This is a genomic window from Ectopseudomonas oleovorans (assembly GCF_029845265.1).
Taxonomy (GTDB): Bacteria; Pseudomonadota; Gammaproteobacteria; order Pseudomonadales; family Pseudomonadaceae; genus Aquipseudomonas; species Aquipseudomonas oleovorans.
On the sequence record NZ_JAOCLK010000016.1, the window covers coordinates 30,200 to 55,428 of the forward strand.

Annotated in this window: 22 protein-coding genes and 2 pseudogenes; 7 read left to right on the forward strand and 17 right to left on the reverse strand. The window is 64.7% G+C overall.

All coding sequences use genetic code 11. From position 1 onward, the window contains the following. Nucleotides 1-27: 27 nt before the first annotated feature. On the forward strand, nucleotides 28-837 hold the full coding sequence (locus tag N5J71_RS10560; protein WP_279916834.1) for a gamma-glutamyl-gamma-aminobutyrate hydrolase family protein: 810 nt from the start codon (nucleotides 28-30) through the stop codon (nucleotides 835-837). Nucleotides 838-867: 30 nt separating this feature from the next. On the opposite strand, the gene N5J71_RS10565 is transcribed toward N5J71_RS10560, so the two are convergent. From N5J71_RS10565 to N5J71_RS10575, 3 genes are all read right to left on the reverse strand, one after another. After that, entirely contained in the window at nucleotides 868-1,341 is a 474-nt protein-coding gene (locus N5J71_RS10565) for an LEA/WHy family protein (RefSeq protein WP_116619740.1), read from the reverse strand. A gap of 54 nt (nucleotides 1,342-1,395) precedes the next feature. Beyond that, entirely contained in the window at nucleotides 1,396-2,241 is an 846-nt protein-coding gene (locus N5J71_RS10570; protein ID WP_074860181.1) for an EamA family transporter, read from the reverse strand. Nucleotides 2,242-2,361: 120 nt separating this feature from the next. Then, nucleotides 2,362-3,165, reverse strand: coding sequence for an outer membrane protein OmpK (locus N5J71_RS10575; RefSeq protein ID WP_279916835.1), 804 nt, complete (start codon nucleotides 3,163-3,165; stop codon nucleotides 2,362-2,364). 279 nt (nucleotides 3,166-3,444) lie between these two features. On the opposite strand from N5J71_RS10575, the pseudogene N5J71_RS10580 reads away from it, so the two are divergent. Then, nucleotides 3,445-3,879: pseudogene (locus N5J71_RS10580) on the forward strand (SDR family NAD(P)-dependent oxidoreductase); the annotation flags it as partial. A gap of 125 nt (nucleotides 3,880-4,004) precedes the next feature. Here the strand turns inward: N5J71_RS10580 and N5J71_RS10585 are convergent. Beyond that, complete coding sequence (locus N5J71_RS10585) at nucleotides 4,005-4,571, reverse strand: TetR/AcrR family transcriptional regulator (RefSeq protein ID WP_003459546.1); 567 nt, start codon at nucleotides 4,569-4,571, stop codon at nucleotides 4,005-4,007. Between the two features lie 29 nt (nucleotides 4,572-4,600). Continuing rightward, on the reverse strand, nucleotides 4,601-5,170 hold the full coding sequence (locus tag N5J71_RS10590; protein WP_116619732.1) for a PaaI family thioesterase: 570 nt from the start codon (nucleotides 5,168-5,170) through the stop codon (nucleotides 4,601-4,603). Between the two features lie 222 nt (nucleotides 5,171-5,392). Here N5J71_RS10590 and N5J71_RS10595 point away from each other — a divergent pair. Next, nucleotides 5,393-5,650, forward strand: a pseudogene (locus N5J71_RS10595) (dihydrolipoyl dehydrogenase); the annotation flags it as partial. 186 nt (nucleotides 5,651-5,836) lie between these two features. Here the strand turns inward: N5J71_RS10595 and N5J71_RS10600 are convergent. The 8 genes from N5J71_RS10600 to N5J71_RS10635 form a co-directional block, all read right to left on the reverse strand. Next, nucleotides 5,837-6,202 carry a DUF5064 family protein gene (locus tag N5J71_RS10600; RefSeq protein WP_257598065.1) on the reverse strand — a complete coding sequence of 122 codons (366 nt, stop codon included), beginning with the start codon at nucleotides 6,200-6,202 and terminating at the stop codon, nucleotides 5,837-5,839. Nucleotides 6,203-6,214: 12 nt separating this feature from the next. Continuing rightward, nucleotides 6,215-7,141 carry a carbamate kinase gene (gene arcC, locus N5J71_RS10605; RefSeq protein ID WP_074860188.1) on the reverse strand — a complete coding sequence of 309 codons (927 nt, stop codon included), beginning with the start codon at nucleotides 7,139-7,141 and terminating at the stop codon, nucleotides 6,215-6,217. Between the two features lie 111 nt (nucleotides 7,142-7,252). Next, nucleotides 7,253-8,263: an ornithine carbamoyltransferase gene (locus N5J71_RS10610; protein WP_206408066.1), complete on the reverse strand. Its 1,011-nt coding sequence runs from the start codon at nucleotides 8,261-8,263 to the stop codon at nucleotides 7,253-7,255. Nucleotides 8,264-8,347: 84 nt separating this feature from the next. Continuing rightward, nucleotides 8,348-9,598 (reverse strand): arginine deiminase, encoded by a 1,251-nt coding sequence (arcA, locus tag N5J71_RS10615; protein WP_279916836.1) that lies wholly within the window; start codon nucleotides 9,596-9,598, stop codon nucleotides 8,348-8,350. A 15-nt stretch (nucleotides 9,599-9,613) separates the two neighbouring features. Continuing rightward, complete coding sequence (arcD, locus tag N5J71_RS10620; RefSeq protein ID WP_279916837.1) at nucleotides 9,614-11,041, reverse strand: arginine-ornithine antiporter; 1,428 nt, start codon at nucleotides 11,039-11,041, stop codon at nucleotides 9,614-9,616. A gap of 402 nt (nucleotides 11,042-11,443) precedes the next feature. Then, nucleotides 11,444-15,379: a trifunctional transcriptional regulator/proline dehydrogenase/L-glutamate gamma-semialdehyde dehydrogenase gene (gene putA / locus N5J71_RS10625; RefSeq protein WP_279916838.1), complete on the reverse strand. Its 3,936-nt coding sequence runs from the start codon at nucleotides 15,377-15,379 to the stop codon at nucleotides 11,444-11,446. A 261-nt stretch (nucleotides 15,380-15,640) separates the two neighbouring features. Further along, nucleotides 15,641-16,243, reverse strand: coding sequence for a LysE/ArgO family amino acid transporter (locus tag N5J71_RS10630; protein ID WP_279916847.1), 603 nt, complete (start codon nucleotides 16,241-16,243; stop codon nucleotides 15,641-15,643). Next, nucleotides 16,243-16,656: an ACT domain-containing protein gene (locus tag N5J71_RS10635; protein WP_074860197.1), complete on the reverse strand. Its 414-nt coding sequence runs from the start codon at nucleotides 16,654-16,656 to the stop codon at nucleotides 16,243-16,245. The genes N5J71_RS10630 and N5J71_RS10635 overlap by 1 nt, the downstream gene beginning before the upstream one ends. 94 nt (nucleotides 16,657-16,750) lie before the next feature. On the opposite strand from N5J71_RS10635, the gene N5J71_RS10640 reads away from it, so the two are divergent. Further along, nucleotides 16,751-17,653, forward strand: coding sequence for a LysR family transcriptional regulator ArgP (locus N5J71_RS10640; protein ID WP_084341568.1), 903 nt, complete (start codon nucleotides 16,751-16,753; stop codon nucleotides 17,651-17,653). Between the two features lie 112 nt (nucleotides 17,654-17,765). After that, the gene (locus N5J71_RS10645) at nucleotides 17,766-18,764 is read left to right on the forward strand and encodes an NAD-dependent epimerase/dehydratase family protein (protein WP_128579549.1); all 999 of its coding nucleotides are present in this window, start codon (nucleotides 17,766-17,768) and stop codon (nucleotides 18,762-18,764) included. On the opposite strand, the gene N5J71_RS10650 is transcribed toward N5J71_RS10645, so the two are convergent. Then, nucleotides 18,755-19,042 carry a hypothetical protein gene (locus N5J71_RS10650; protein WP_003459588.1) on the reverse strand — a complete coding sequence of 96 codons (288 nt, stop codon included), beginning with the start codon at nucleotides 19,040-19,042 and terminating at the stop codon, nucleotides 18,755-18,757. The two genes, N5J71_RS10645 and N5J71_RS10650, sit on opposite strands and share 10 nt — an antisense overlap. A gap of 350 nt (nucleotides 19,043-19,392) precedes the next feature. On the opposite strand from N5J71_RS10650, the gene N5J71_RS10655 reads away from it, so the two are divergent. Next, nucleotides 19,393-20,241, forward strand: a complete 849-nt coding sequence (locus N5J71_RS10655; protein WP_279916839.1) for an ATPase — start codon at nucleotides 19,393-19,395, stop codon at nucleotides 20,239-20,241. A 112-nt stretch (nucleotides 20,242-20,353) separates the two neighbouring features. Here the strand turns inward: N5J71_RS10655 and N5J71_RS10660 are convergent, their stop codons facing one another. Next, nucleotides 20,354-21,403, reverse strand: coding sequence for an alkene reductase (locus N5J71_RS10660; protein ID WP_003459590.1), 1,050 nt, complete (start codon nucleotides 21,401-21,403; stop codon nucleotides 20,354-20,356). A gap of 27 nt (nucleotides 21,404-21,430) precedes the next feature. Next, nucleotides 21,431-21,751 (reverse strand): ArsR/SmtB family transcription factor, encoded by a 321-nt coding sequence (locus N5J71_RS10665; RefSeq protein WP_039964365.1) that lies wholly within the window; start codon nucleotides 21,749-21,751, stop codon nucleotides 21,431-21,433. Between the two features lie 102 nt (nucleotides 21,752-21,853). On the opposite strand from N5J71_RS10665, the gene N5J71_RS10670 reads away from it, so the two are divergent. After that, the gene (locus N5J71_RS10670; RefSeq protein ID WP_003459592.1) at nucleotides 21,854-22,423 is read left to right on the forward strand and encodes an acyl carrier protein phosphodiesterase; all 570 of its coding nucleotides are present in this window, start codon (nucleotides 21,854-21,856) and stop codon (nucleotides 22,421-22,423) included. Between the two features lie 24 nt (nucleotides 22,424-22,447). On the opposite strand, the gene N5J71_RS10675 is transcribed toward N5J71_RS10670, so the two are convergent. After that, complete coding sequence (locus tag N5J71_RS10675; protein WP_279916840.1) at nucleotides 22,448-25,186, reverse strand: cation-transporting P-type ATPase; 2,739 nt, start codon at nucleotides 25,184-25,186, stop codon at nucleotides 22,448-22,450. Between the last annotated feature and the right edge of the window lie 43 nt (nucleotides 25,187-25,229).

The following is a 25,229-nucleotide window of genomic DNA, read 5'->3' on the forward strand; positions in this document are numbered from 1 at the left end:
CAGGCCCGGCCTGTCCCAAGGTGACGTATGTCCGACAACAAGATCCGCAGCACTCCCAGCAAGAACACTTTCCGCAAGCCCGTCGTGTTGATGTCCATGGGCGCTCAAGAGCGCAAGGGCCACGACTATCAGGTAATGACTCACAAATATATCCAGCCCCTGGTCGAGTTCTCCGGTTGTGTGCCGGTGCTGGTGCCCACCTGCTGTGGCATCGACGACCTCGAACAGTACCTGGACATGGCTGATGGCGTGTACTTGACCGGTGCCGGCAGCAACATCGACCCGGCGCTCTATGGCCAGGAAAACGAAACGCCGAACAAGGGCCAGGACCGCGATCGCGACCTGTTCGATCTACCCTTGATCCGTGCCGCCATCGCCCGCGGTCTGCCGATCTTCGGTATCTGCCGCGGCATGCAGGAAATCAACGTCGCGCTGGGTGGCGACATCTACCAGAAGGTCTACGCCGAGCCGGGTTTCAACGACCATCGCGAGAATCCCGATGACCCGGTCGAGGTGCAGTACGCGCCCAGCCACAGCGTGCGCCCGGTAGCCGGTAGCTGGTTCGCCGAGCTGATGGGCAAGGACGAGATTCAGGTCAACTCCCTGCACGGCCAGGCCATTCGCAACCTGGGTAAGGGGCTGGAGGTGCTGGCAACCGCCGAGGATGGTCTGATCGAGGCGATCCACGCGCCGAGCCTGTCGCCCTTCCTGTTCGCGGTGCAGTGGCACCCGGAATGGCAGGCTGCACTGAACCCGGATTCGGTGAAGATCTTCCAGGCTTTCGGTGACGCCTGTCACCGCCGAGTCGCCTCGCGCAACAGCCGTCAGGCTGCCTGATCCGGGCCAAACGCGCCGCCGGCCCCTGCATTAGTAGGGGCTTGGCGGTTGCGGCCAGTTCAGGGTGCCGCTGTCGCTGAAGCGACGCGTGCCGAACAGGCCATCGGCGAGTTTGCCGCGCAGCACGTAGGGTGCTTCCTGGCCGGGTTGATAGCCGGCCGCGCCCCAGGCCTGACGCACCACTGAAAACGCCGAAATACTCACCGGGACGCTCAGTACCGTCTCGCCGAAGCGTGGCACGCTGCCGCTCTGGTCGCTGACGCCACTGGCCAGCGGTTGGCCGTTTACGTCCAGATCCAACGCCATGCCGTTGAAGCTCACCGCGCTGTCATTGGGGTTCTGCACTCGCAGTTTGACCGCGAAACGCACTTCCAGGCCCTGACCGGGCAAAGGTTCCAGGCCGACCAGGTCGACCCGTAGCGGATCACGATTGCTCAGGCTGGTGCAGGCGCCCAGGCTGGCTGCGAGCAGGCTGATGAGGCAGAGACGGAGCAGACGAGGCATGACGATCTTCCCTGGACTTGATGAGTTCAGGATAGAAGACCGCAGTGCGCGCCATTAGCTCCCGGCACGTTGCCGGCTGCCCAGCACCAGTGCGATACCGCCGAGCACGGCGATGGCGCTCAAGGTCAGGCGCAGAGACAACGCTTCGCTCAGCAGCAGGCTGCCGCCGAGAGCGGCGAGAATCGGCACGCTCAGTTGCACCGTGGCGGCCTGGCTGGCGCGTAGTCCGGGCAGGGCGCTGTACCAGATGGCGTAGCCAACGCCGGAGGTCAGGGCGCCGGACAGCACGGCGTAGAACAGACCGGGCCCGTCCCAGTCGAGGTGTGGCAGCAGCACCAGCGCCAGCAGCAGGGCCAAGGGGGCTGCACGCAGGAAGTTGCCGGCGGTCACGGCCAGCGCATCACCCTGGCCACGCCCAAACAGCGAGTACGCTCCCCAGGCGATGCCGGCCAGCAGCATCAGCAAGGCCGCCAGCAGTGGTGGCGCACTGGCGCCGGGCAGCAGCAGCGCCAGCAGGCCGGCCGTCGCCAGCGCCGTGCCGAGGCTGGCGCCCAGCCCCAGGCGTTCGCCGCGTAGCAAGCCCCAGAGCAGCATGCTCAATTGCACCGAGCCGAACAGCAGCAGGGCGCCGATGCCGGTATCCAGCTGCAGATAGGCGAAGGAAAACGTTGAGGCGTAAGTGAACAGTGCCAGTGCGCCTGGCCAGTTACCGGCGATGGGTTGTCTGGCCTGCCTCAGCCTGAGCAACAGCCAGAGTGTCAGCGCGCCGGCGAGCAGGCGGATCGCCGTGAAGCTGGCAGCATCGATGTCGGTTTCACGCAGCGCGAGGCGGCATAGCAGTGAGTTGCCGGCGAAGGCGAGCATGGCAAGGCAGGTCAGCAGCAGGATACGCGGTGGCATCGTCCATCCTTGGGTGAAGGTCTGGTGATGCCGTGCAGCTAACCACGCCAGGCTGGTCGATGGCATTGGCAGAAGGTCGCAAGTGGCTGCGACCTTGGCCATTCAGGCAGGGGCAGATGATCAGAAGTGCGCTTTGACCAGCAGGCTGGCGGTGTTCTGGTCGGTCGGGCCAACGAATTGGCTGACGTCGCCGCCGTCCTTGATGCCGTACTTGTTCTTCCAGTAGTCGTATTCGATACCGACGTAGAGCTGTTTCTCGCCCCACTTAAGCGCCTTGCCCAGGTCGTACTTGATCTGTGGGTTGAAGTGCAGGTTGGCGTGGTAGTCGCCACGGCGGTTGCTGTCGTTGTCCACCACCCAGTCCATGAAACCGTCGATGAGAATGTCCGATTCGCCGACGGGGATGGTGTAGCTCCACACCGGGGTGATCTGCCAGACGTTGCTGCCGGGGCGGCTGCCGTCGGTGGTGCGCAGGTAGGTATTGAGTTGGAAGTAATCGAAGCCGGGGATGTCCAGGTCGACCGCCGGGCCGATCAGGTAGGACTCGACGTCGTCTTCACCGAACTCGTAGGTGGTGGCGATCAGCACGTCCTTGATCGGCCCGAAGGAGAAGTCGGCACCGGTGATCTTGCCCAGCGAGAAGCGCGGGCTGAATTCGCCATAGAAGGTATGGCCGTCACCCGCGCCGTTGGTGGCCTCGGTGTTGTACTTGATCACGTCGACGAACAGGAACAGGTCACCGAAGCTCCAGCCGCTCGCGTGCTCGAAGGTGATGGTCTGCTGGATTTCCGGGTCGATCTTGAAATCCTGGCCGTAGAGGTAGGTCAGGCTGTTGTTCTGCCACTGCATCAGGTCACCGGCAATGGCCTGGCCGCCTGCCAGCAAACCGCCGGCCAGTGCCAGCGAAGAGAGAGTGCGATTCATGGAAGCTCCTGGTGGTTAAGACGTGTCGTTATGGTTTTTTGCCTGCCATTCATGGCGGTCGCCCTTGCGGAGCCGACGTCAAAAGTCGCTCCCGGCGGTTTTAAACCTGTCCGTCTGGTCAGGCTGGTGCTGTTAGAGCAAAAACGGTGCCAATTCTCTTGATTGTGCATATCCCTTGCAAATCAAAAGGATGCGCGGAATTTTCAGGTTCGCTCCAGTGCCATCGATGCACCCTTTTCTGACCAAAAGGACAAAAACGGCCATAACTTGGTGCGCAACCGTCTGGCGGCCGCGGCAGCTGGCAATTTCTCAGCAGCTGGGAGTGGCGGCATCATCAACCTCGGCTCGGTGGTGGCGCTGGCACCGGAAATGTTCAACGCCGTGTACAGCGCGACCAAGGCTTATGTGCTGAGCCTGACCCAGACCCTGGCTAGCGAATTGAGTGGTTCGGGGGTGCAGCTGCAGGCGCTGATGCCAGGCGTGACCCGCACCGAAATCTGGGAGCGCAGCGGCACCGATGCGTCGGCTCTGCCGCCGTCGATGATCATGGAAGTGGGCGAGATGGTCGATGCTGCGCTGGCCGGCTTCGATCAGGGTGAACTGGTGACCATACCCTCGCTGCCGAATGCAGCCGACTGGGACACCTTCGTCGCTGCCCGCGCTGCCTTGGGGGCGAACCTGTCGCGCAACCAGGCGGCTGCGCGCTACAAGTGAGTCGGAAGCAGTCTCGTTATTGGTTATGTGCACGTGAATGACGTTGTAGGAGCGGCTTCAGCCGCGAATTTCGCGGACAAATCCGCTCCTACGGGTGCACAGTTAACTCAGGCATAGCCTTGTCACTACGCGTCCTGCGCCTGCTCGATCAGCAGGCGACAGGTCGTTTTCAGCAGGCGGTCGGACAGCTCCGGGTCCTTGACGCTACGCGACAGCAGCAGGGCGCCGACCAGGCTCGAGAGCAGCAGTACGCTCTGCTCGGCGGCATCGTCACCGCCGAGGTTGTCCTCGATCATGGCCAGACGGTCGCGCACCAGGGCGTCGGTGGTTTCGCTGGCCTCGCCACGTTGGCCCAGCTCGGCGGACATGGTCGGCAGCGGGCAGCCACTGCCGGGGTTGGCGCGATGCGCGCTGGACAGGTAGCTGGCGATAAAGCGTGGCAGCGGTGCCTCGGCATCCTTGGCCAGCGCCTCGGTGCTGCGGGAAAGTTCCTCCACCGCATGGCGCAGGGCGTTTTCCACCAGATCGTCCTTGGACTTGAAGTGGGCATAGAAACCGCCATGGGTCAGGCCGAGCGCTTTCATCAGTGGCTGGAGGCCGGTGGCCCCGACGCCATCGCGGCGAAAGCGCAGGGCCGCCTCCTCGATGATGCGTTGGTGGGTCTTGGCCTTGTGGTCTTCCGAATAGCGCATGGGCTTTCTCGTCTATCAGATGCTGGCTGTCATCTTACACCTGCATCGCCGTTCTGGCGCGGCGCGCTCATGTCGAGAATAAGACAAGTGGTGGAGGCGACGGCGTAGAGGCGCTCGTCGACATCGTACAGTCGGCCTTCGGCCAGCGCGGTGGAACGGCCGACATGGATGATGCGGCCTTCGGCGCGTACCGGACCGGCTTCACTGCGCAGCGCGCGGATGTAGCTTACCCGCAGGTCCGCGGTGGTGTAGCCCAGGTCCGTCTTGAGCAGGGTATGCACGGCGCAACCCATGCAGGAGTCACGGAGTGTGGCGATGTAGCCGCCATGCAAGCTGCCCAGCGGGTTGTAGTGGCGCTGATCTGGCGTGCCCTGGAAGACGAACAGGCCGCTGGCCCATTGCACCGGGGTGAAGTCGAGCACTGCGTTGATCTGCAGGGAGGGCAGGTTGCCGCGGCCGATGCCGTCGAAGAAATCCATCGGCGACATGGTGGCCACCTCCGCCAGGCTGAGGATGCCCGGGGCGGCGAGTTGGTTGCGAATGGCCTGCTCCTCGGCAATCCAGGTGGCGAGTCGGGCATCTCTGGATAAGGCGGTCATGCAGGCTCCAGATAAATATGATGCTCGGTATTCAATGTTTCATATTGTGGTCGAAATATAATTAGCCGCCAGGCGCTGTTCGTCGGCGCCTTTGGCCTTGGCCAGTTGCGGCTCGGGCGCCGTCCGGTGCTGCTTGCCGGGTTGAGCCTCTATCTGCTGGTGACCCTGGGCATGCTGCTGGCGCCGAACATCGACGTGCTGATCGGCATGCGTATGCTGCTCACCGCCAACAGTCGGGCGAAGATCAACCACGAGACCGAAGGTTTCGTGAAGATCCTCGCCGACGCCAATACCGACCAGATTCTCGGCGTGCACATGATCGGCCCAAGCGTAGGTCAACTGATCGGCGAGTATTGCGTGGCCATGGAATTCTCCGCCTCGGTCGAGGACGTCGCGCTGACCTGCCATCCGCACCTGACCCGCTCGGAGGCAGGGCGTCAGACGGCGATGGGGGTGCATGGCTGGACCATGCAGGCCTGAGAACTAGTAGGGCGCGCGGGGTCGTGCTGGTCGAGCGTCAGGCGGTTACTTAAATTGAACGATCGCATCTGAAAAAACCGTTATGCCCGCCTTCGCGGGAGTGACGATAAATAGCCGTTTCAGCGCGCAGCCCAATGCAATCCGGGAAATGAGCGAGAGCCCCGGATTTCATCTCATTGGGCTACGTCATAGGATGTGGTCGAGATTTACCGGCTCGCCCGGTTGGGCGTTGAGTTTGCTGCGGATGTCGGCGAATACCTTGTCGTATTCGTCGTGGCCGCGCATCACCGGGCTGGCGTTGGGGGGCAGGCCATGGCGGGCGGCGATGCGGGTGGCGACGCTGGCGAAGTTGAAGGCGACGTCGCAATGCAGTTCGAATTCCTCCTCGAAGTGCTTGCCGTCCACCTCGCCGACCAGGCGCATGTGCAGCATCGGCCCCTGCTCCGGGTCCTTGCGGACTTCGTAGTAGAAGTCCACCGAGAAGGGCGGCAGCAGGCGCATGTGCTCGGGGCGGTCGTTATTGTCGCGGTGCAGGTGACCGGCGGTGAACATGATCGTGCCCTCTCAGCGATAGACGATGCCCTTGCAGTCCAGGCTGATGCGCGTGCCTGAACGACCCTGGACGATGGCTTCGATATTTTCCAGCGAACCGATCACTGCGCTGCGGCCGGTATTGCGGGCGAACTCGCAGGCGGCCTGCACTTTCGGACCCATGGAGCCGGCGGCGAAGCCGAGCGTTTCGATGGCGTCGGGATGAGCTTCGGCGATGGGTTTCTGCGTGGGTTTGCCCCAGTCGACATAGGCAGCGTCGACATCGGTGGCGATCACCAGCAGGTCGGCATTGAGCTGTTCGGCCAGCAGCGCCGAGCACAGGTCCTTGTCGATCACCGCTTCGACGCCGCGCAGTTGGTTGCCGTCGTACATGGTCGGGATGCCACCGCCACCGGCGCAGATCACCACGCTGCCCTTTTCCAGCAGCCATTTGATCGGGCGAATTTCGAAGATGCGCTGCGGGCGCGGGCTGGCCACCACGCGGCGGAACTTGTCGCCGTCCGGGGCGATACTCCAGCCTTTTTCGGCGGCCAGGCGTTCGGCCTCCTCTTTGCTGTAGAGCGGGCCGATGGGTTTGCTCGGTTTCTTGAATGCCGGGTCGGCGCTGTCCACTTCCACCTGGGTGAGCAGGGTGGCGAAGGGTACTTCGAACGGCAGCAGGTTGCCCAGCTCCTGTTCGATCATGTAACCGATCATGCCTTCGGTCTCTGCGCCGAGTACGTCCAGTGGGTAAGGGTTAGCCGCATCATAGGCGTTACCCTGCAGGGCCAGCAGGCCGACTTGCGGGCCGTTGCCGTGAGCGATCACCAGCTCTTTACCGGGTGCCACCTTGGCGATCTGCTCGCAGGCGATACGTACGTTCTCTCGTTGATTTTCCGCAGTCATGGCTTCGCCGCGACGAAGCAGGGCGTTGCCGCCCAAGGCGATGACGAGTCGCATGGTGTTCTCCTTGTTCGAGGCGCCTGGGCGCCTGACTTCGCGTAGGAGCTGGCTTGCCGGCGACGCTGTTGCCAGTGGATCGCCGGCAAGCCGGCTCCTACAGGGCAATACTCAGATGTCTGCCAGGGTCGCCACCAGAATGGCCTTGATGGTGTGCATGCGGTTTTCCGCCTGCTCGAAGGCGATGTTCCAGGGTGACTCGAAGACCTCTTCGGTGACCTCGATGCCGTTCTTCAGGTGCGGATACTGCTCGGCAATCTGCTTGCCGATCTTGGTTTCGCTGTTGTGGAAGGCCGGCAGGCAATGCATGAACTTCACCCGTGGGTTGCCAGCGGCCTTCATGATCTCGGCGTTGACCTGATAGGGCAGCAGCTCCTGGATGCGCTCACCCCAGGCTTCCACCGGCTCACCCATCGATACCCAGACGTCGGTATGGACGAAGTCGACGCCCTTGACCGCCTCCTTCGGGTCTTCGGTGAGCAGGATGCGTGCGCCGCTTTCCTCGGCGAATTTTCGGCAGGCGGCGACGTGTTTCTCGCTGGGCCACAGCGCTTTGGGCGCGGCGATGCGCACGTCCATGCCGAGCTTGGCGCCGATCAGCAGCAGCGAGTTGCCCATGTTGTTGCGCGCGTCACCCAGGTAGGCGTAGGCAATGTCGTGCAGCGGCTTGTCACTGTGTTCACGCATGGTCAGCACGTCGGCGAGCATCTGCGTCGGGTGGTACTCGTTGGTCAGGCCGTTGAACACCGGCACGCCGGCATAGGTGGCCAGCTCTTCGACGATTTCCTGCTTGAAACCGCGGTACTCAATGGCGTCGTACATGCGTCCGAGCACGCGGGCGGTGTCCTTCATCGACTCCTTGTGGCCGATCTGCGAGGAGTTGGGGTCGATGTAGGTGACGTTGGCGCCCTGGTCGTAGGCCGCCACCTCGAAGGCGCAGCGGGTACGGGTCGAAGTCTTCTCGAAGATCAGTGCGATGTTCTTGCGGGTCAGGTGCTGTTGCTCGGTGCCGCTGTACTTCGCGCGTTTGAGGTCGCGCGACAGATCGAGCAGGTAACGCAGCTCGCGGGTGCTGTGGTGCATCAGGCTGAGCAGGTGGCGGTTGTGCATATTGAATGCCATGGTTCGTTCTCCGTTGAGAATGCTGTGCGAGGGACGCCCCTCACCCCCGGCCCCTCTCCCGGGGGAGAGGGGTGGGCTGGGTGATCAGTAGTCGATGGGGTCGCGGATGATCGGGCAGGTCATGCAGTGGCCGCCGCCACGGCCGCGCCCCAGTTCGCTGGCGCTGATGGTGATGACCTCGACGCCGGCCTTGCGCAGCAGGGTGTTGGTGTAGGTGTTACGGTCGTAACCGATCACCACACCCGGCTCCAGGCAGACCACGTTGTTGCCGTCGTCCCACTGCTCGCGCTCGGCCTCGTAGGCGTCGCCACCGGTTTCCACCACGCGTAGCTTCTTCAGCTTGAGGGATTCGGCGACCACCTCGACGAAGGGTTTGTCCTCGCGGCGTACGTCGATGCCGCCTGGGCGGCTCTCGTCCGGACGCAGAATGAAGGGCACGATGCTGTTGGCCACTTCCGGGAAGATGGTCACCAGGTCGCGGTCGCAGAAGCTGAATACGGTGTCCAGGTGCATGGCGGCGCGGGAGCGGCCTAGGCCGGCAACGATGACCTTGTCTGCCGCGCCCTTGGCGAACAGCGCACGGGCCACCTGGCCGATGGCCTGGTGCGAGCTGCGTTCGCCCATGCCGATCAGCACGGTGCCGTTGCCAATGGGCATCACGTCGCCGCCTTCCAGGGTGGCCGAGCCATGGTCCTGATCCGGGTCGCCGTACCAGATGTCGAAGCGTTCCTCGGCGAAGTCCGGGTGGAATTTGTAGATCGCGGTGGTGAGCAGGGTTTCCTGGCGGCGTGCTGGCCAGTACATGGGATTGAGGGTGACGCCACCGTAGATCCAGCAGGTGGTGTCGCGGGTGAACTGGGTGTTGGGCAGCGGCGGGAAGATGAAGCTGGCTTCGCCGAGGTAGGCGTTGAACATCTTCGCCGCCTCGGAGTCCTTGTGCCTGGCCAGGTCGGCGCCGGACACGCCGCCGATGAGGAACTCGGCGATGCGCCGTGGCTCCAGGGATTCGATGAAATCACGCACCTCTGTCAGCAGGCCAAGGCCGACGCTGTTGGCGGTGATTTTGCGGTCGAGAATCCACTTCAGGGCTTGCGGGTCGCGCACGGTCTCTTCGAGCAGGTTGTGCATCTCCACCACTTCGACGCCGCGTTCGCGCATCTTGGTCATGAAGTCGAAGTGGTCGCGTTTGGCCTGGGATACCCAGATCACATCGTCGAACAGCAGTTCATCGCAGTTGGCTGGGGTCAGGCGCAGGTGCGCCAGGCCTGGCGAACAGACCATCACCTTGTGCAGTTTGCCGGCTTCGGAATGAACGCCGAGGGGCTTCTTGGACATGTCGAACTCCTTCTCTTACAGACTCAGGAAACCGTCATACAGCCCGTAGGCGGCGATGGCGGCACCGATCAGCACGGCGACGAAAATCAGTTTTTCGAGGCCGGTGAAAATGGGTTGACCCAGCTCGCGCTTGGCCTTGGCGAAGAGAATCGCGCCAGGGGCGTAGAGCAGCGCGGAGAGCAGCAGGTACTGCACGCCAGCGGCATACACCAGCCAGACCGCGTACAGGGTGGAGATGGCCGCGATCAGCAAGTCCTTGTTGCGCTCACCGCCAGCGTTCTCGTAGGTCTCGCCACGTACCGCCAGCAATACCGCGTAGGCGCTGGACCAGAAGTAGGGCACGAGGATCATCGAGGTGGCCAGGTACAACAGGCTGAGGTAGGTGGAAGCGTTGAACAGGGTGATGATCAGGAACAGCTGGATCAGCCCGTTGGACAGCCACAGCGCATTGGCCGGGACGTGGTTGGCGTTCTCCTTGCGCAGGAACTCGGGCATGGTGTGGTCGCGGGCGCTGGCGAAGAGAATCTCCGCGCACAGCAGCGTCCACGACAGCAAGGCGCCTGCCAGCGAGACGATCAGGCCGATGGAGATCAGTTGCGCGCCCCAGGGGCCGACCACCTGCTCCAGCACGCCGGCCATGGACGGGTTTTTCAGCCCGGCCAGTTCGGCCTGGGTCATGATGCCCTGGGACAGGACGTTGACCAGCACCAGCAGCAGAAGCACGCCGACGAAACCGATCACCGTGGCCTTGCCGACATCGCTGCGCTTCTCGGCACGGGCGGAGAAGATGCTCGCGCCTTCGATGCCGATGAACACCCAGACGGTGACCAGCATCATGTTGCGCACCTGATCCATCACGCTGCCCAGTTCGCTGTTGCCACGGCCCCAGAAGTCCGCAGTGAATACGTCGAGCTTGAAGGCGATGGCGGCGATGCAGATGAACAGCGCCAGCGGCAGCATCTTGGCGATGGTGGTCACGGTGTTGATAAAGGCCGCTTCCTTGATCCCGCGTAGCACCAGAAAGTGCAGCAGCCAGAGCAGCACCGAGGCGCCGATCACCGCCGGCAGGGTGTTGCCTTCGCCGAACACCGGGAAGAAGTAACCCAAAGTGGAAAACAGCAGCACCATGTAGCTGACGTTGCCGATCCAGGCGCTGATCCAGTAGCCCCAGGCTGAGGAGAAGCCCATGTAGTCGCCGAAACCGGCTTTGGCGTAGGCGTACACCCCGCCGTCGAGTTCGGGCTTGCGGTTGGCCAGGGTCTGGAACACGAACGCCAGGGTCAGCATGCCGACCCCGGTGATCAGCCAGCCGATCAGGGTGGCGCCGGCGCTGGCGCTGGCGGCGATGTTCTGGGGTAGCGAGAAGATACCGCCGCCGACCATGGAGCCGACGACCAGCGCGATCAGCGCGCCAAGGCGGAGTTTTTGCGTCGAATCAGACATCTTAATTACCTCCGTGTCACGAGTGGACATAGGCATTGAGCGCGTTTGGCGAGCACTGCATCCTGACCTGAATCAATAGGTCAGGATTCGTCAACGCACATCCATTCCTTAAGCGTTGTCGAGCCCCTGACGAGCATCAGGACTGCAGCTCCGACTGACACCATAGTCCGAACTTTTCGTTACGCAATGATGGCCAGGCGAGATGGAATAGCGAGGAGGGAGGGAACGAACGGGGCGTTTGGCCCCGCCCGAAGCGCCTGCCGGGTAGGCTGGCGCAGACCCTAAGGTCAGGAGGAGAGAACACGGCGCCGGGCGGGTAGCCCCTGCAGGCAGTTGCGCCGTGTGGGTACAGCATGCCGCGGAAAGCTTTCAGTCAGCTTTCCACGCCGTTATCGGCTGCGATCAGCCGATGGTCATCAGGCTGGCGTTACCGCCAGCCGCCGCAGTGTTGACGCTCAGGGCGTGTTCCACCAGCAGACGTTCCAGGGCGATGTCGGTCTCGCCCTTGTTCAGGCCGTGTACACCGACGATGGCGCCCTTGCGCTGCGCCGCCTGCTCGCTGACTGCGCGCAACTGGTCGGAGTCGCCGTGATGGAGGATGGCGTCCAGCGCCACGTCGACGCTGTTCCAGTCGGCCACCAGCTGGATGTGCTTCTGCACCTCCTTCGGCAGTTCGGCATGCAGTGCGCGCTGGCTGTCCAGCCAGATCGCCTTGCTGCCCACGGCGAGGGTGGCGGCCAACTGGGCCAGCAGGTCGCTGCGCTCGTCGGCCAGGTTCAGCACCTGCTCGCGCGGCAGCAGGGTGTAGCTGTTGCGCTCGCCGGTCGGGCCGGTCAGCGTGTGGCTGCTGTAGCTCTGCGACAGCGCACGGTAGCGCTCGAACAGCGCGGCGATGGCCGGCTCCTGCTTGGCTGCCCATTCGGCGAAGGCGCTGCGCACTTTGTCCAGTTCGGCCGGAACCGGCAGGGCCTGCACCTCGGCCTGTTGCAGGTACTGGGCGACGGCTTCCTGCGGGCGAGTCGAGAGCAGACGATAGAGGTAGAGCGGGCCACCGGCTTTCGGGCCGGTACCGGACAGGCCTTCACCGCCGAACGGCTGCACGCCGACCACGGCGCCGACCATATTGCGGTTCACATACAGGTTGCCGACCTTGGCCGTGCCGACCACCTGGGCGATGGTCTCGTCGATGCGCGTGTGCACGCCGAGGGTCAGGCCGTAGCCGCTGTCGTTGATCTGCTGCAGCAGCTTGCCCAGGTCCGCGCGCTGGTAGCGCACCACGTGCAGCACCGGGCCGAAGATCTCGCGCTTGAGCTCGTCGAAGCTGTCCAGCTCGATCAGGGTCGGCACGACGAAGGTGCCGCGCTTGATCTCGTCAGCGTTGACGCGCGCCAGTTGAGTGACCTTGCGGCCTTTCTCGCGCAGCTTGGCGATGTGCGTGTCGATACCGGCCTTGGCTTCGGCGTCGATCACCGGACCGATGTCGGTGTTCAGGCGCTCGGGGTTGCCGAGCGTGTATTCGGCCATGGCGCCCTTGAGCATGGTCAGCACGCGGTCGGCCACGTCGTCCTGCACGCACAGCACGCGCAGGGCTGAGCAGCGCTGGCCGGCGCTGTCGAAGGCGGAGGCGATCACGTCCATCACCACCTGCTCGGTCAGCGCCGAGGAGTCGACGATCATGGCGTTGAGGCCGCCGGTTTCGGCGATCAGCGGAATGGTGCGGCCCTGGGCATCCAGGCGCCCGGCTATGTTGCGCGCAAGGATGCCGGCCACCTCGGTGGAGCCAGTGAACAGCACGCCACGTACGCGCTCGTCACCCACCAGGCGCGCACCGACGGTTTCGCCACGGCCCGGCAGCAACTGCACCGCGCCGGCCGGCACGCCGGCCTCGCGCAGGATGCGCACGGCCTGGGCGGCGATCAGCGGCGTCTGTTCGGCCGGCTTGGCCAGCACGGTGTTGCCGGCGGCCAGTGCGGCGCAGACCTGGCCGGTGAAGATTGCCAGGGGAAAGTTCCACGGGCTGATGCACACCACCGGGCCCAGCGGGCGGTGGCTGTCGTTGCTGAAGCTGCGTGCCTGAATGGCGTAGTAGCGGAGGAAGTCCACCGCCTCGCGTACTTCGGCGATGGCGTTGGCGAAGGTCTTGCCGGACTCGCGCACCAGCAGGCCCATCAGCTGTTGCAGCTCGGCTTCCATCAGGTCGGCGGCGCGTTCCAGCACGGCGGCGCGTTCGGCGGGCAGGGTGGACTGCCAGATCTGCCCACTGGCCAGGGCGCAGAGAATGGCGCTGTCGACGTCCTTGATGCTGGCTTCGCGCACATGGCCGACCAGGTCGCGATGATCGGCCGGGTTGCGCACCGGCTCCGGCTCGCCCGGATTGGCGCCATCGCAACCGAGCATCGGCTCGGCCAGGTAGCTGTGGTTGACGGTCGACAGCAGCGCCGAGGACAGCGAGCCGAGGCGGTGTTCGTTGGCCAGGTCGAGGCCGGCGGAGTTGACCCGCTGCTTGCCGTACAGATCACGCGGCAGCGGGATGCGCGGGTGCGGCAGGCCGACGGTGCCTTCCTGCGCGGCCATCTGCTCGACCTGCAGCACCGGGTCGAGAACCAGGTCTTTCAGCGAGATGCTGTGGTCGGCGATGCGGTTGACGAAGCTGGTGTTGGCGCCGTTTTCCAGCAGGCGACGCACCAGGTAGGCCAGCAGGGTTTCATGGCTGCCGACCGGGGCGTAGATGCGGCACGGGCGGTTCAGCTTGCCATCGGCGATCTTGCCGACCACCTGCTCGTACAGCGGCTCGCCCATGCCGTGCAGGCACTGGAACTCGTACTGGCCCGGGTAGTAGTTCTGCCCGGCCAGGTGATAGATGGCCGACAGCGAGTGGGCGTTGTGCGTGGCGAACTGCGGGTAGATGGCTTCCGGCGCGGCCAGCAGTTTGCGTGCGCAGGCGATGTAAGAGAGGTCGGTGTACGGCTTGCGGGTGTACACCGGGTAGCCTTCCAGGCCACCCACCTGGGCCAGCTTGATCTCGCTGTCCCAGTAGGCGCCCTTGACCAGGCGGATCATCAGGCGATGACGGCTGCGCTTGGCCAGGTCGATGACGTAGTCGATCACGTACGGGCAGCGCTTCTGGTAAGCCTGGATGACGAAGCCGATGCCGTTCCAGCCGGCCAGGCTCGGCTCGAAGCACAGGCGCTCGAGCAGATCCAGCGACAGCTCCAGGCGGTCGGCTTCCTCGGCGTCGATGTTGAGGCCGATGTCGTACTGCTTGGCCAGTTGAGTCAGGCCCAGCAGGGTCGGGTACAGCTCGTCCATCACCCGGTCGTACTGGGCGCGGCTGTAGCGGGGGTGCAGGGCGGACAGCTTGATCGAGATGCCCGGGCCTTCGTAGATGCCGCGACCGTGCGAGGCCTTGCCGATAGCGTGGATGGCCTGCTCGTAGGAGGCCAGGTAACGTTTGGCGTCTTCCTCGGTCAGCGCCGCTTCGCCGAGCATGTCATAGGAGTAGCGGAAGCCCTTGGCCTCCAAGTTGGAGGCGTTGGCCAGGGCTTCGGCGATGGTTTCGCCGGTGACGAACTGCTCGCCCATCAGGCGCATGGCCATGTCCACGCCCTTGCGGATGACCGGTTCGCCGCTCTTGCCGATGATGCGGTTGAGTGCCGAGGTCATGCCGGCTTCGGTGTGGGTCGAGACCAGTTTGCCGGTGATCAGCAGGCCCCAGCTCGCCGCGTTGACGAACATCGACGGGCTCTGGCCGAGGTGCTGGCTCCAGTTGCCGTTGGCGATCTTGTCGCGAATCAGCGCGTCGCGGGTGGCCTTGTCGGGGATGCGCAGAAGAGCTTCGGCCAGGCACATCAGGGCCACGCCTTCCTGCGAGGACAGCGAGAACTCCTGCAGCAGGCCCTGCACCAGGCCCTGACGGCCGCTGGCGTTCTTCTGGTTGCGCAGCTTTTCGGCGATGCCGAGAGCCAGTTTCTGCGAGGCCTCGGCCTGCTCCTTGTTCAGGCGCGCCTGCTCCAGCAGCATCGGCACCATTTCGGTTTCCGGGCGGCGATAGGCGCTGGTGATGGCGGCGCGCAGCACCGATTGCGGCAGGATGCTCTCGGCGAAATCGAGGAACACCTGCAGACCCTGCTCGGTCAGCGACTCCAGCGCTTCTTCACCGGCAGCGGCAGCCAGGCCGGCATGCTCGGCGGGCGTCAGGCCACTCTCGACTTGCTCCAGATAATTGAAGATCGCCTGCTTGATCATCCAGTGCGGCGTGCGGTCGATCTGCGCAGCGGCCTTTTTCAGGCGTTCGCGGGTGGCATCGTCGAGTTTTACGCCAAGAGTGGTGGTAGCCATGGAGGGTGTCCTACTTGTTGGTTATGCACGCCAGGAACAGGCCGGAGCGGTTCTTGGGCTTGCCTGCTACGGCTCGAAGGGTGCCGCCATGATGTGGCGTGCAACCCAAAGTTGCAGGAGAGTAAACCTGAGAATATATCCGGTGCAACTAGGTGCAACCAATAATTTCCATGGCCCGACGGACGTTGCCTAATGCAGCCCTGGCGCCATCCATGGTGGTGGCGTCAAGGGTGCAACCCCGGCTCTGTCGGCGGGTGGCCTCTACAAGGCGCCGACGATCAGTTGCGCCGCCACGGCGAACATCATCAGCGCAACGCCCAGGTCGATCAGGCGCCAGGTCAGGGGTTTGGCCAACCAGGGCGCCAGCCAGGCCGCGCCGAGCGCCAGAGTGCTGAACCAGAGAAAGGAGGCGCTGGCCGCGCCTGCGGCATAGGCGCCGGGTTCAGGTTGCTGGGCACCGAGCGAGCCGATCAGTAGCACGGTATCCAGATAGACGTGCGGGTTGAGCAGGGTGACCGCCAGCGCTGCGAGCATCACTGTGCGCAATGAGCGCGGTTCGCTATCGGCCGCCTGCAGCGATTGCGGGTGCGCGGCGCGCAGTAGCGCCTGGCTGCCATACCAGATCAGGAAGGCGGCGCCACCCCAGCGGGCGATGGCCAGCAAGGTCGGGCTCTGTGCCAGCAGGGTGGCCAGGCCGAACACGCCAGCGGCCACCAGCAGGGCATCGCAGACGATGCACAGGGCTGCCACTGGCAAATGATGTTCGCGGCGCAGGCTCTGTGCCAGGACGAAGGCGTTCTGCGCACCGATGGCCATGATCAGACCGATGGCCACCAGCAGGCCGTTGCTGTAGCTCTGCCACATCATGCCGGCTCCGGCATGGACGCCGCCGACAGGGCGCGCAGGGTGGACAGCGCCCGTTCGGCTCGTTCGTTGGGCACGAAGATATGGTCGTGATGAAAGCCGGCGACCACGTTGCAGCTGATGCCGGCCTGCGCCAGGGCGGCGGAAAAGGAAGCAGTAAGACCCACGGCCGCCAGCGACGAATGCACCTCAAGGGTGATCCAGGCGGCGACGTAGTCGTAGTGCAGACCATGGGCATCGGCGATTTCGCGCGTCAGCACCAGGCTCAGCCCTTCAGGCTCGCGCATGCTGGCGACCGGCTGCAGGGCGTTGCAGTCATGCTCGTCCGGGACGCAGCAGAACACGAACTGACCGGGATTGAGCTGCGGCGTCATGCTCTGCAGCAGGCGTGCGAGATTGGTTTCGCCAGACATGACGGGCTCCTGATGGCGTTGAATGCTGGCGAGTCTGCTCCGGCTGGATGTATAAGAGAAACCAATATTGCTGATCGCTCATTAGGAAAATCGATTGTTCGACTACAAGCTTCTCGCCGCGCTGGCCGCGGTGGTCGAGCAGGCCGGCTTCGAACGCGCGGCGCAGGTGTTGGGGCTGTCGCAGTCGGCGGTGTCGCAACGCATCAAGTTGCTCGAAGCACGGGTCGGCCAGCCGGTGCTGGTGCGCGCGACGCCGCCGGCGCCCACCGAAATCGGCCGGCGTCTGCTCAACCACGTGCAGCAGGTGCGCCTGCTCGAGCGCGACCTGCAAGGCCAGGTGCCGGGGCTGGATGAACAGGCCTTGCCCGAGCGCCTGCGCATCGCCATCAACGCCGACAGCCTGGCGACCTGGTGGGCGGCGGCGACCGGCGAATTCTGTGCCGCTCAGCAGGTGTTGATGGAACTGGTGGTGGAGGATCAGGAGGTCGGTCTCAAGCGCATGCGCGCGGGCGAAGTGGCCGGTTGCGTATGTGCTGCCGAGCGCCCGGTGGCGGGTGCGCGCAGTCTGGCGCTGGGGGCGATGCGCTATCGCGCGCTGGCCAGCCCGGCCTTCATCGCCCGGCATTTTGCCGCTGGCGTCAGCGCTGACGCGCTGGTGCGTGCGCCGGCCATCGTTTATGGCCCGGATGATCAGTTGCAGCATCGTTATCTGGCAGGCCTCGGTGTCACCGGTGCTTTTGCCTATCACCTGTGCCCTTCGTCCGAAGGCTTCGTGCGTCTCGCTGAAGGCGGTTTGGGCTGGGGCCTGGTGCCGGAACTGCAGGTGCGCGAGGAGCTGGCCAGCGGCAGGCTGGTGGATCTGCTGCCCGAGCGTTTCATCGATGTGCCGTTGTACTGGCACCATTGGCGCAATGGCGGCGAATTGCTCAGCGAGCTGACCGAACGCCTGCGTCGCGCAGCCGGCGGCGCGCTGGTGCAGGTGCAACCCGGGACGTAGGGTTCGCGGGTTAGGCTTGCCGGGGCGTCGTTCTGGCCTCCGCCGACAGCGCACAACCGCGGTGGCGCTGCTAGAGTGCGGCGACTACAAGAATCAATGGTAGGGGATGGCGATGAAGATTCTGGTCACCGGCGCGAGTGGCTTCATCGGGGGGCGCTTCGCTCGTTTCGCGCTCGAACAGGGCCTGGACGTGCGGGTCAACGGCCGTCGTGCCGAGGGCGTGCAGCATCTGATCAAGCGCGGCGCCGAGTTCGTTCAGGGCGATCTGGGGGATGCCGAGCTGGCCCAGGCGCTGTGCCGGGATGTCGAGGCTGTGGTGCACTGCGCGGGCGCGGTGGGCGTGTGGGGCGACTATGCGCATTTTCATCAGGCCAACGTCACGGTCACCGAGAATGTCGTCGATGCCTGCCTCAAGCAGAAGGTGCGGCGCCTGGTGCATCTGTCCTCACCGTCGATCTATTTCGATGGCAAGTCCCATGTCGATATTCGCGAGGAGCAGGTGCCCAAGCGCTTCTCCGATCACTACGGCAAGACCAAGTACCTGGCCGAGCAGCAGGTGTTCGCCGCGCTGGAGTTCGGCCTGGAGGTGATCGCCGTGCGTCCGCGCTTCGTCACCGGCGCGGGTGATACCAGCATCTTCCCGCGCTTGATCGGCATGCAGCGCAAGGGTCGCCTGGCGATCATCGGCAATGGTCTGAACAAGGTCGACTTCACCAACGTGCACAATCTCAACGACGCCTTGCTCAGCTCGCTGCAGGTGGGCGGGGCGGCGCTCGGCCAGGTGTACAACATCAGTAATGGCGCGCCGGTGCCGCTGTGGGACGTGGTCAATTACGTGCTGCGCCGCCTTGAGTTGCCGCCGGTGACGCGGCATGTGCCGTTCCCGCTGGCCTACGCCGCGGCGACGCTCAACGAAGGCGTGTGTCGGGTGCTGCCGGGGCGGCCCGAACCGAGTCTGTTTCGCCTTGGTGTGGCGGTGATGGCCAGGGATTTCTCCCTGAACATCGACCGTGCCCGCGAGTACCTTGGCTACGAACCCCGGGCCAGTCTGTGGGATGCACTGGATGAGTTCTGCACCTGGTGGCAGGCGCAGATGGGACCTCAGGCGTAGATGCGTTGGCCGCGATAGATGCGTACCGAGCCGGTTGGCGCGCCGACTGGTATCTCGACGGCGGCCAGTGGGGTGGTCGATGCGCGCTGCGGTTGATCGGACAGTTCGGCCAGGCGCTGGCCGAGGCGGCGGGTTTCTTCATCGTCGGATTTCAGGCTGCCATCGAGCATGGCGCCGACTGCGTTGGGCTGGCTCAGGCGAATGTCCACGTCCTGCTCTTCGCGTAGACGGCGACGCAGCGCTTTCATGCAGTCCAGTACTTCTTTGTTCAGTTCCATTGCCACTTCTCCCGATTGGTTGAAGGGTCACGGGTTCAGGCCTTCCTCACCATCCGTAACCGCGCCAGCCGTAATCCTTCGGCAGGGACACATCTTCGTGCTTTGCAGAACTCTCAGGCCGCCTGCTGGCTTGTGAGCGACGCGCTATCGGCTCGTTCACGACGGAAGAAAAAGCAAAGTGCGTACCAGTTCATGTTTTGCGGAACTGCTGGGCTGCAGGCGAGTCGATGGCCCTGTCGCGCCCTTCGTCGGTGCGCCGCGCACCTGCTTGGCGCGACGCTGATGGTGTAATGGTGAATCGGTATACTGCGCGGCATTTCCGTTCATTCGTTCCAACCATAGGTCCGACCATGCGTAACGACGCCAACGACGAGCTCGACAATCTGCCCAGCCTGACTCCGGAGCGCCGTGAGGGTTTCGCCGAGCCGCGTGAGGAGCCCGCTGCGCGTAGCAGCCGCGTGGCCAGCAGCAAGGCTGCAGTGGCCAAGGGCGCCAGTACCGGGCCGCTGTGGGCGCTGGTTGGCGCGCTGAGTTTCGCCCTGGCCGGCCTGAGCTGGTGGAGCCTGCAGCAGATCGGCCTGATGGAGCAGCGCCTGGTGGCGACCCAGGAAAGCTTCGCGCGCATCAGCGAGGAGGCGGCCGGACGAATTCAGGATATTTCCGGCAAGGTGGTGGCCACCGAGTCCAGCGTTACTAGCGGCAACGAGGCACTCAAGCTGCAGGTCAAGCAGCTGGAAAATCGCCTGGTCGAGCTGGGCAAGCAGCAACAGCAGAGCGCCACGGCGCAGGCAGCGCTGGACAAGCGCATCGAACAGTTGAGGGCGGAGCTCAAGAGTGGCATCGGCGCCAACGCCGATTTCGACAAGCGTCTGCAGGCGCTCTCCACCGAGCAGGCGGCGCTGAAATCCGCCCTGGCGGACGTCAAGACGACCCAGGCTGAACTGGCCAAGCTCGATACCCGCATCAAGGCCCTCGGTGGCGATATCGATGCGCTGAAGAAGCAGGGCAATCCGGCGCAATTGATCCGTAGCCTGGAGCAGGATCTGCTGGTGCTGCGCAGCGAGCTGGACAACCGCCCGGCCGCCAGTGCCGGGCCGAATACCGCCGAGTTCGATGCTTTCCGCGCGCAGATGACGCGCAACATCAATACCCTGCAGAGCCAGGTGATGAATCTGCAGCAGCAGATCAATCAGCGCTGAGTGCCACCATCTCGATAAACGAACGCCCAGCAATGCGGGGCGTTCGTTTATTGGTCGCGGCTAAAGCCCCTCCCACGGGATATCGCTTGCGGGAGGTGCATTAGCTGCGATCTCACAGACGCGGATAGTCGATATAGCCGACCGGGCCGGAGCCGTAGAAGGTTTCCGGGTGCGGCTCGTTCAGCGGCGCGTCCTTCTGCAGGCGCTCGGGCAGGTCCGGGTTGGCGATGAAGGGGATGCCGAACGCCACGGCATCGGCCTTGCCTTCGGCCAACCAGGCATTGGCCTGCTCCTTGGTGAAGCGCTCGTTGGCGATGAACACGCCGCCGAATTCCTTCTTCAGTTGCGGCGACAGGCTGTCGTCACCCTCCTTCTCGCGGGCGCAGATGAAGGCGATGCCGCGCTTGCCCAGTTCGCGGGCGACGTAGCCGAAGGTCTCGGCGCGGTTGGCGTCGCCCATGTCGTGGGCGTCGGCGCGCGGCGCCAGGTGCACGCCGACGCGGCCGGCGCCCCACACCGAGATGGCGGCGTCGGTCACTTCCAGCAGCAGACGCGCGCGATTCTCGACGCTGCCGCCGTACTGGTCGGTGCGCTGGTTGGTGCTGCTCTGCAGGAACTGGTCGAGCAGGTAGCCGTTGGCACCGTGGATCTCCACGCCATCGAAACCGGCGGCCATGGCGTTCTCGGCGCCTTGACGATAAGCCTCGACGATATCGGCGATTTCTTCGGTCTCCAGCGCACGTGGGGTGACGTAGTCCTTAAGCGGACGGATCAGGCTGACGTGGCCGGCCGGCTTGATCGCGCTGGGAGCGACCGGCAGTTCGCCGTTCAGGTAGATGGGGTCGGAGATGCGGCCGACGTGCCACAGCTGCAGGACGATCTTGCCGCCATTGGCATGCACCGCCTGGGTGATGTTGCTCCAGCCGCGGATCTGCGCATCCGACCAGATGCCGGGGGTGTTCGGGTAGCCCACGCCCATCGGCGTGACGGCAGTGGCTTCGCTGATGATCAGACCGGCCGAGGCACGCTGTACGTAGTACTCGGCCATCAGCGCGTTGGGCACGCGGTCTTCGTCGGCGCGGCAGCGGGTCAGCGGCGCCATGATGATGCGGTTGTTCAGGTGCAGATCACCGATCTGGATGGGGTCGAACAGTGTGGGCATGGTGGTTTCTCCGAGGGAAAGGTCAAATCAGAGTTGCTGGCCGAGGCGCTCGACGAAAGCCTGGATCAGCTCGTCGTTGCGCTTGAAGACGTGCCACTGGCCGACCTTGCGGCTGGTCACCAGATCGGCGCGTTGCAGGGTGGTCAGGTGGGCGGAAACGGTGGATTGCGAAAGCCCGGTACGCAGGTAGATCTTGCCGGCGCAGACGCCGATCTCCAGCGGATGCTCCTGCTCGGCGAAGTGGCGCTCGGGCTCCTTCAGCCAGTAGAGGATGTCGCGGCGCACGGGGTGGGCGAGGGCCTTGATGATGGTGTCGATGTCCATGGCAGTGTCGGTGTGTATCGTCATGGGGCGAACTTTATATCGTCTCTGGGCGATATACAGATTGATTGTGCCAATAGTCCCCATCAACAGCTTCGATTGTCCTGCTCAGGGCGGTAAGCTCGTGTCATGAACTACCTGGCCCATCTTCATCTTGGCGGCGATGCGCCGCCGCAACTGCTCGGCAGCCTGTATGGCGACTTCGTCAAGGGCCCCCTGGCCGGACGCTGGCCGACTGAGATCGAAGCGGCCATCCGCCTGCACCGGCGTATCGACGCCTTTACCGACAGCCACCCGCTACAGGCGCGCGCGCGTGCCCGGTTTCCCGCCGCGCGGCGCCGCACGGCCGGCATGCTGCTGGATCTGTTCTTCGACCATTGCCTGGCCCGCGATTGGGTCGAGTATGCGGCGCAGCCGCTGGATCATTTCACCCGCGAGGTGTACCGGGTGCTGGCCGCCGAACCGGAGTTGCCGGGACGCCTGGCGCTGATGGCGCCGCGCATGGCGGCGCAGGACTGGCTCGGCAGCTACCGCGAGTTCGCGGTGCTGGAGCAGGTGATCGCCGGCATGCAGCGGCGCCTGTCCAGGCCGCAGTTGCTCGACGGCAGCCTGGCCGAGCTGGAGCGGCTGTACCAGCCGCTCAGCGAGGATTTCCGCGCCTTCTACCCCGAGCTGATCGCCTTCGCCCGTCAGGCGTAGGGCGGGGGTACCCCGCCAGCCCGGCTAACGGCGGGTTGCACCCGCCCTACGGGCCTGTGCATGCAGGCCGAAGCGCCGCACCACCCACTTCTCCAGTTCCGCCGCGCAGAACAGTGCCAGGCCGGCCAGCAGCACGCGCAGCCATTCATCAAAGCTCAGCCCGGTGGAGCCGAACACCTGTTGCAGCGGCGGGGCATAGGTGAACAGCATCTGCAGCACGATGCAGGCGGCGATGGTCAGCAGCACGACCCGATTGCCCAGCAGGCCGTCGCGGCTGAGTACCGAGCCGAAGATGCTGCGGCTGTTGAGCAGATAGAAAATCTCGCACATCACCACGGCATTGACCGCGATGGTGCGGGCGCTCTCCAGGCTGTTGCCACGCTCAAGCTCCCAGAGGAACAGGCCGATGCCGGCGCCGGCGATCAGTACCGACACCATCACCACGCGCCAGACGAAGAAGCCCGATAGCAGCGGCTCGTTGGGCGCCCGTGGCGCGCGTTTCATCAGCCCGCGTTCGGAGGGCTCGAAGGCTAGCGCCAGGCCCAGGGTGCTGGAGGTGACCATGTTGACCCACAGTACCTGTGCCGGGGTCAGTGGCAGCACCACCTGAAAGAGGATGGCGAAGATCACGATCAGCGATTGGCCGCCGTTGGTGGGCAGGGCGAAGAGGATGAATTTCTTCAGGTTGTCGTAGATCGCCCGGCCTTCGCGCACGGCGCCGGCGATGGTGGCGAAGTTGTCGTCGGCCAGCACCACTTCGGCCGCTTCCTTGGCCGCCTCGGTGCCCTTGAGCCCCATGGCCACGCCGACGTCGGCGCGCTTGAGCGCCGGGGCATCGTTGACCCCGTCGCCAGTCATCGCCACCACCTGGCCACTGTCCTGCATGCATTGCACCAGACGCAGCTTGTGCTCGGGGCTGGCGCGGGCGAACACCTCGATGCCGGGCAGTACCTCGCGCAGGCGGCGCTCGTCGAGCAGTTCCAGTTCCGCCCCGGTCATCGCCGGCATGCCGACGCCGATGCCCAGTTGCGCGCCGATGGCGCGGGCGGTTTCTGCGTGATCGCCGGTGATCATCTTCACCCGGATGCCGGCGCGCTGGCATTCGGCGACGGCGGCGATGGCCTCGGCACGCGGCGGGTCGATGATGCCGACCAGTGCCAGCAGGGTCAGGCCGCTTTCCACGTCGGCGAAATTCAGCGTGCGTTGTTCGGCCGTCGCCGGCTTGCTGGCCAGTGCCAGCAGGCGCAGGCCACGCGCGGCCAGGTCGGTGGCCTGGCGGCGCCAGTAGTCGGTATCCAGCGCCTCACTGCTGCCATCGGCGCTGCGCTGGTTGCTGCACATCTCCAGCACGCGCTCGGGGGCGCCCTTGAGGTAGACCAGGCCATGGCCGGTGTGGTCGTGGTGCAGGGTGGCCATGAAGCGGTGTTCGGACTCGAACGGGATCGCATCGCTGCGCGGCAGTTGCGCGTGCAGGGTCGGACCATCCACACCGCTTTTCAGCGCCAGGGTCAGCAGTGCGCCTTCGGTCGGGTCGCCATGCAGCCGCCAGTGGCCGGCATCATCTTGTTGCAGGCGGGCGTCGTTGCACAACTGCGCGGCGCGGGCGACTTCCAGCAGGGCGGCGTCAGGCTCACACAGCGCACCGTCCTGATGAAAGGCGCCTTCCGGGGCATAGCCCACCCCCGAGACATCGAGGATGCGGCTGGCGCTGACCACACGCTGCACGGTCATTTCGTTGCGGGTCAGGGTGCCGGTCTTGTCCGAGCAGATCACCGTCACCGAGCCCAGGGTTTCCACCGCCGGCAGGCGGCGGACGATGGCGTTGTGGCCGGCCATGCGCTGCACGCCGAGGGCGAGGATCACCGTCATGATCGCCGACAGACCTTCGGGGATGGCCGAGGCGGTCAGTGCCACCACCATCATGAACATCTCGCCGGGGTTCTGCCCGTGCCAGAGGATGCCGAGGACGAAGGTGGCGAACGCCAGGATCAGGATGATCACCGCCAGCCAGCGGCTGAACTGTTCGATCTGTCGCAGCAGTGGCGTGGACAACGCCTGCACCTGCTGCAGCATCGCGCCGATTCGGCCGAGTTCAGTGTTGGCACCGGTCGCCACCACCACGCCGCTGGCCTGTCCGCTGCTGACCAGGGTGCCGGAATAGGCCATGCAGCGGCGGTCGCCGAGCGCGGCGTCGGCGTTGCAGTGGGCTACGGATTTTTCCACCGGTACCGATTCGCCGGTCAGCGCCGCTTCTTCCACCAGCAGGTTCTTCACACTGATCAGGCGCAGGTCTGCCGGCACCTTGTCGCCGGACGCCAGCAACACGATGTCGCCGGGCACCAGGCGCTCGGCATCGATTTCATGACGTTCACCGCCACGCAGCACCATGGCGTGGGGCGAGAGCATGCTGCGGATGGCGTCCAGCGCGTTCTCTGCCTTGCCTTCCTGGATGAAGCCGATGATCACGTTGATCAGCACCGCGGCGAGGATCACCGAGGTGTCGACCCAATGGCCGAGCAGCGCGGTGATGATGGCGGCCACCAGCATCAGATAGAGCAGCACGTTGTGGAACTGGTAGAGCAGGCGCAGTAGCGGCCCACGGCGTTGCGGCGGCGGCAGGCGGTTGGCACCATGCTGCTGCAGGCGCCGCTGCGCCTCGTCCTGGCTGAGACCGCTGGCGCTGCTGCGCTGCACTTTCAGGGCGTCCTGTGCAGTCAAGGCGTGCCAGGTGTGGTCGGTATATTCTGAGGGGGCATTGCCCATGGGGCGAGTCTCCTGCGGTGTCCGGGCCGTGCTCGCGGGGCAG

What these genes read in the sequence shown, in the direction of transcription:
- N5J71_RS10560 (WP_279916834.1), top strand. Translation starts at nt 28, where the DNA reads ATGTCCGACAACAAGATCCGCAGCACTCCCAGCAAGAACACTTTCCGC.
- N5J71_RS10565 (WP_116619740.1), bottom strand. Translation starts at nt 1,341, where the DNA reads ATGCCTCGTCTGCTCCGTCTCTGCCTCATCAGCCTGCTCGCAGCCAGC.
- N5J71_RS10570 (WP_074860181.1), bottom strand. Translation starts at nt 2,241, where the DNA reads ATGCCACCGCGTATCCTGCTGCTGACCTGCCTTGCCATGCTCGCCTTC.
- N5J71_RS10575 (WP_279916835.1), bottom strand. Translation starts at nt 3,165, where the DNA reads ATGAATCGCACTCTCTCTTCGCTGGCACTGGCCGGCGGTTTGCTGGCA.
- N5J71_RS10585 (WP_003459546.1), bottom strand. Translation starts at nt 4,571, where the DNA reads ATGCGCTATTCGGAAGACCACAAGGCCAAGACCCACCAACGCATCATC.
- N5J71_RS10590 (WP_116619732.1), bottom strand. Translation starts at nt 5,170, where the DNA reads ATGACCGCCTTATCCAGAGATGCCCGACTCGCCACCTGGATTGCCGAG.
- N5J71_RS10600 (WP_257598065.1), bottom strand. Translation starts at nt 6,202, where the DNA reads ATGTTCACCGCCGGTCACCTGCACCGCGACAATAACGACCGCCCCGAG.
- arcC (WP_074860188.1), bottom strand. Translation starts at nt 7,141, where the DNA reads ATGCGACTCGTCATCGCCTTGGGCGGCAACGCCCTGCTTCGTCGCGGC.
- N5J71_RS10610 (WP_206408066.1), bottom strand. Translation starts at nt 8,263, where the DNA reads ATGGCATTCAATATGCACAACCGCCACCTGCTCAGCCTGATGCACCAC.
- arcA (WP_279916836.1), bottom strand. Translation starts at nt 9,598, where the DNA reads ATGTCCAAGAAGCCCCTCGGCGTTCATTCCGAAGCCGGCAAACTGCAC.
- arcD (WP_279916837.1), bottom strand. Translation starts at nt 11,041, where the DNA reads ATGTCTGATTCGACGCAAAAACTCCGCCTTGGCGCGCTGATCGCGCTG.
- putA (WP_279916838.1), bottom strand. Translation starts at nt 15,379, where the DNA reads ATGGCTACCACCACTCTTGGCGTAAAACTCGACGATGCCACCCGCGAA.
- N5J71_RS10630 (WP_279916847.1), bottom strand. Translation starts at nt 16,243, where the DNA reads ATGTGGCAGAGCTACAGCAACGGCCTGCTGGTGGCCATCGGTCTGATC.
- N5J71_RS10635 (WP_074860197.1), bottom strand. Translation starts at nt 16,656, where the DNA reads ATGTCTGGCGAAACCAATCTCGCACGCCTGCTGCAGAGCATGACGCCG.
- N5J71_RS10645 (WP_128579549.1), top strand. Translation starts at nt 17,766, where the DNA reads ATGAAGATTCTGGTCACCGGCGCGAGTGGCTTCATCGGGGGGCGCTTC.
- N5J71_RS10650 (WP_003459588.1), bottom strand. Translation starts at nt 19,042, where the DNA reads ATGGAACTGAACAAAGAAGTACTGGACTGCATGAAAGCGCTGCGTCGC.
- N5J71_RS10655 (WP_279916839.1), top strand. Translation starts at nt 19,393, where the DNA reads ATGCGTAACGACGCCAACGACGAGCTCGACAATCTGCCCAGCCTGACT.
- N5J71_RS10660 (WP_003459590.1), bottom strand. Translation starts at nt 21,403, where the DNA reads ATGCCCACACTGTTCGACCCCATCCAGATCGGTGATCTGCACCTGAAC.
- N5J71_RS10665 (WP_039964365.1), bottom strand. Translation starts at nt 21,751, where the DNA reads ATGACGATACACACCGACACTGCCATGGACATCGACACCATCATCAAG.
- N5J71_RS10670 (WP_003459592.1), top strand. Translation starts at nt 21,854, where the DNA reads ATGAACTACCTGGCCCATCTTCATCTTGGCGGCGATGCGCCGCCGCAA.
- N5J71_RS10675 (WP_279916840.1), bottom strand. Translation starts at nt 25,186, where the DNA reads ATGGGCAATGCCCCCTCAGAATATACCGACCACACCTGGCACGCCTTG.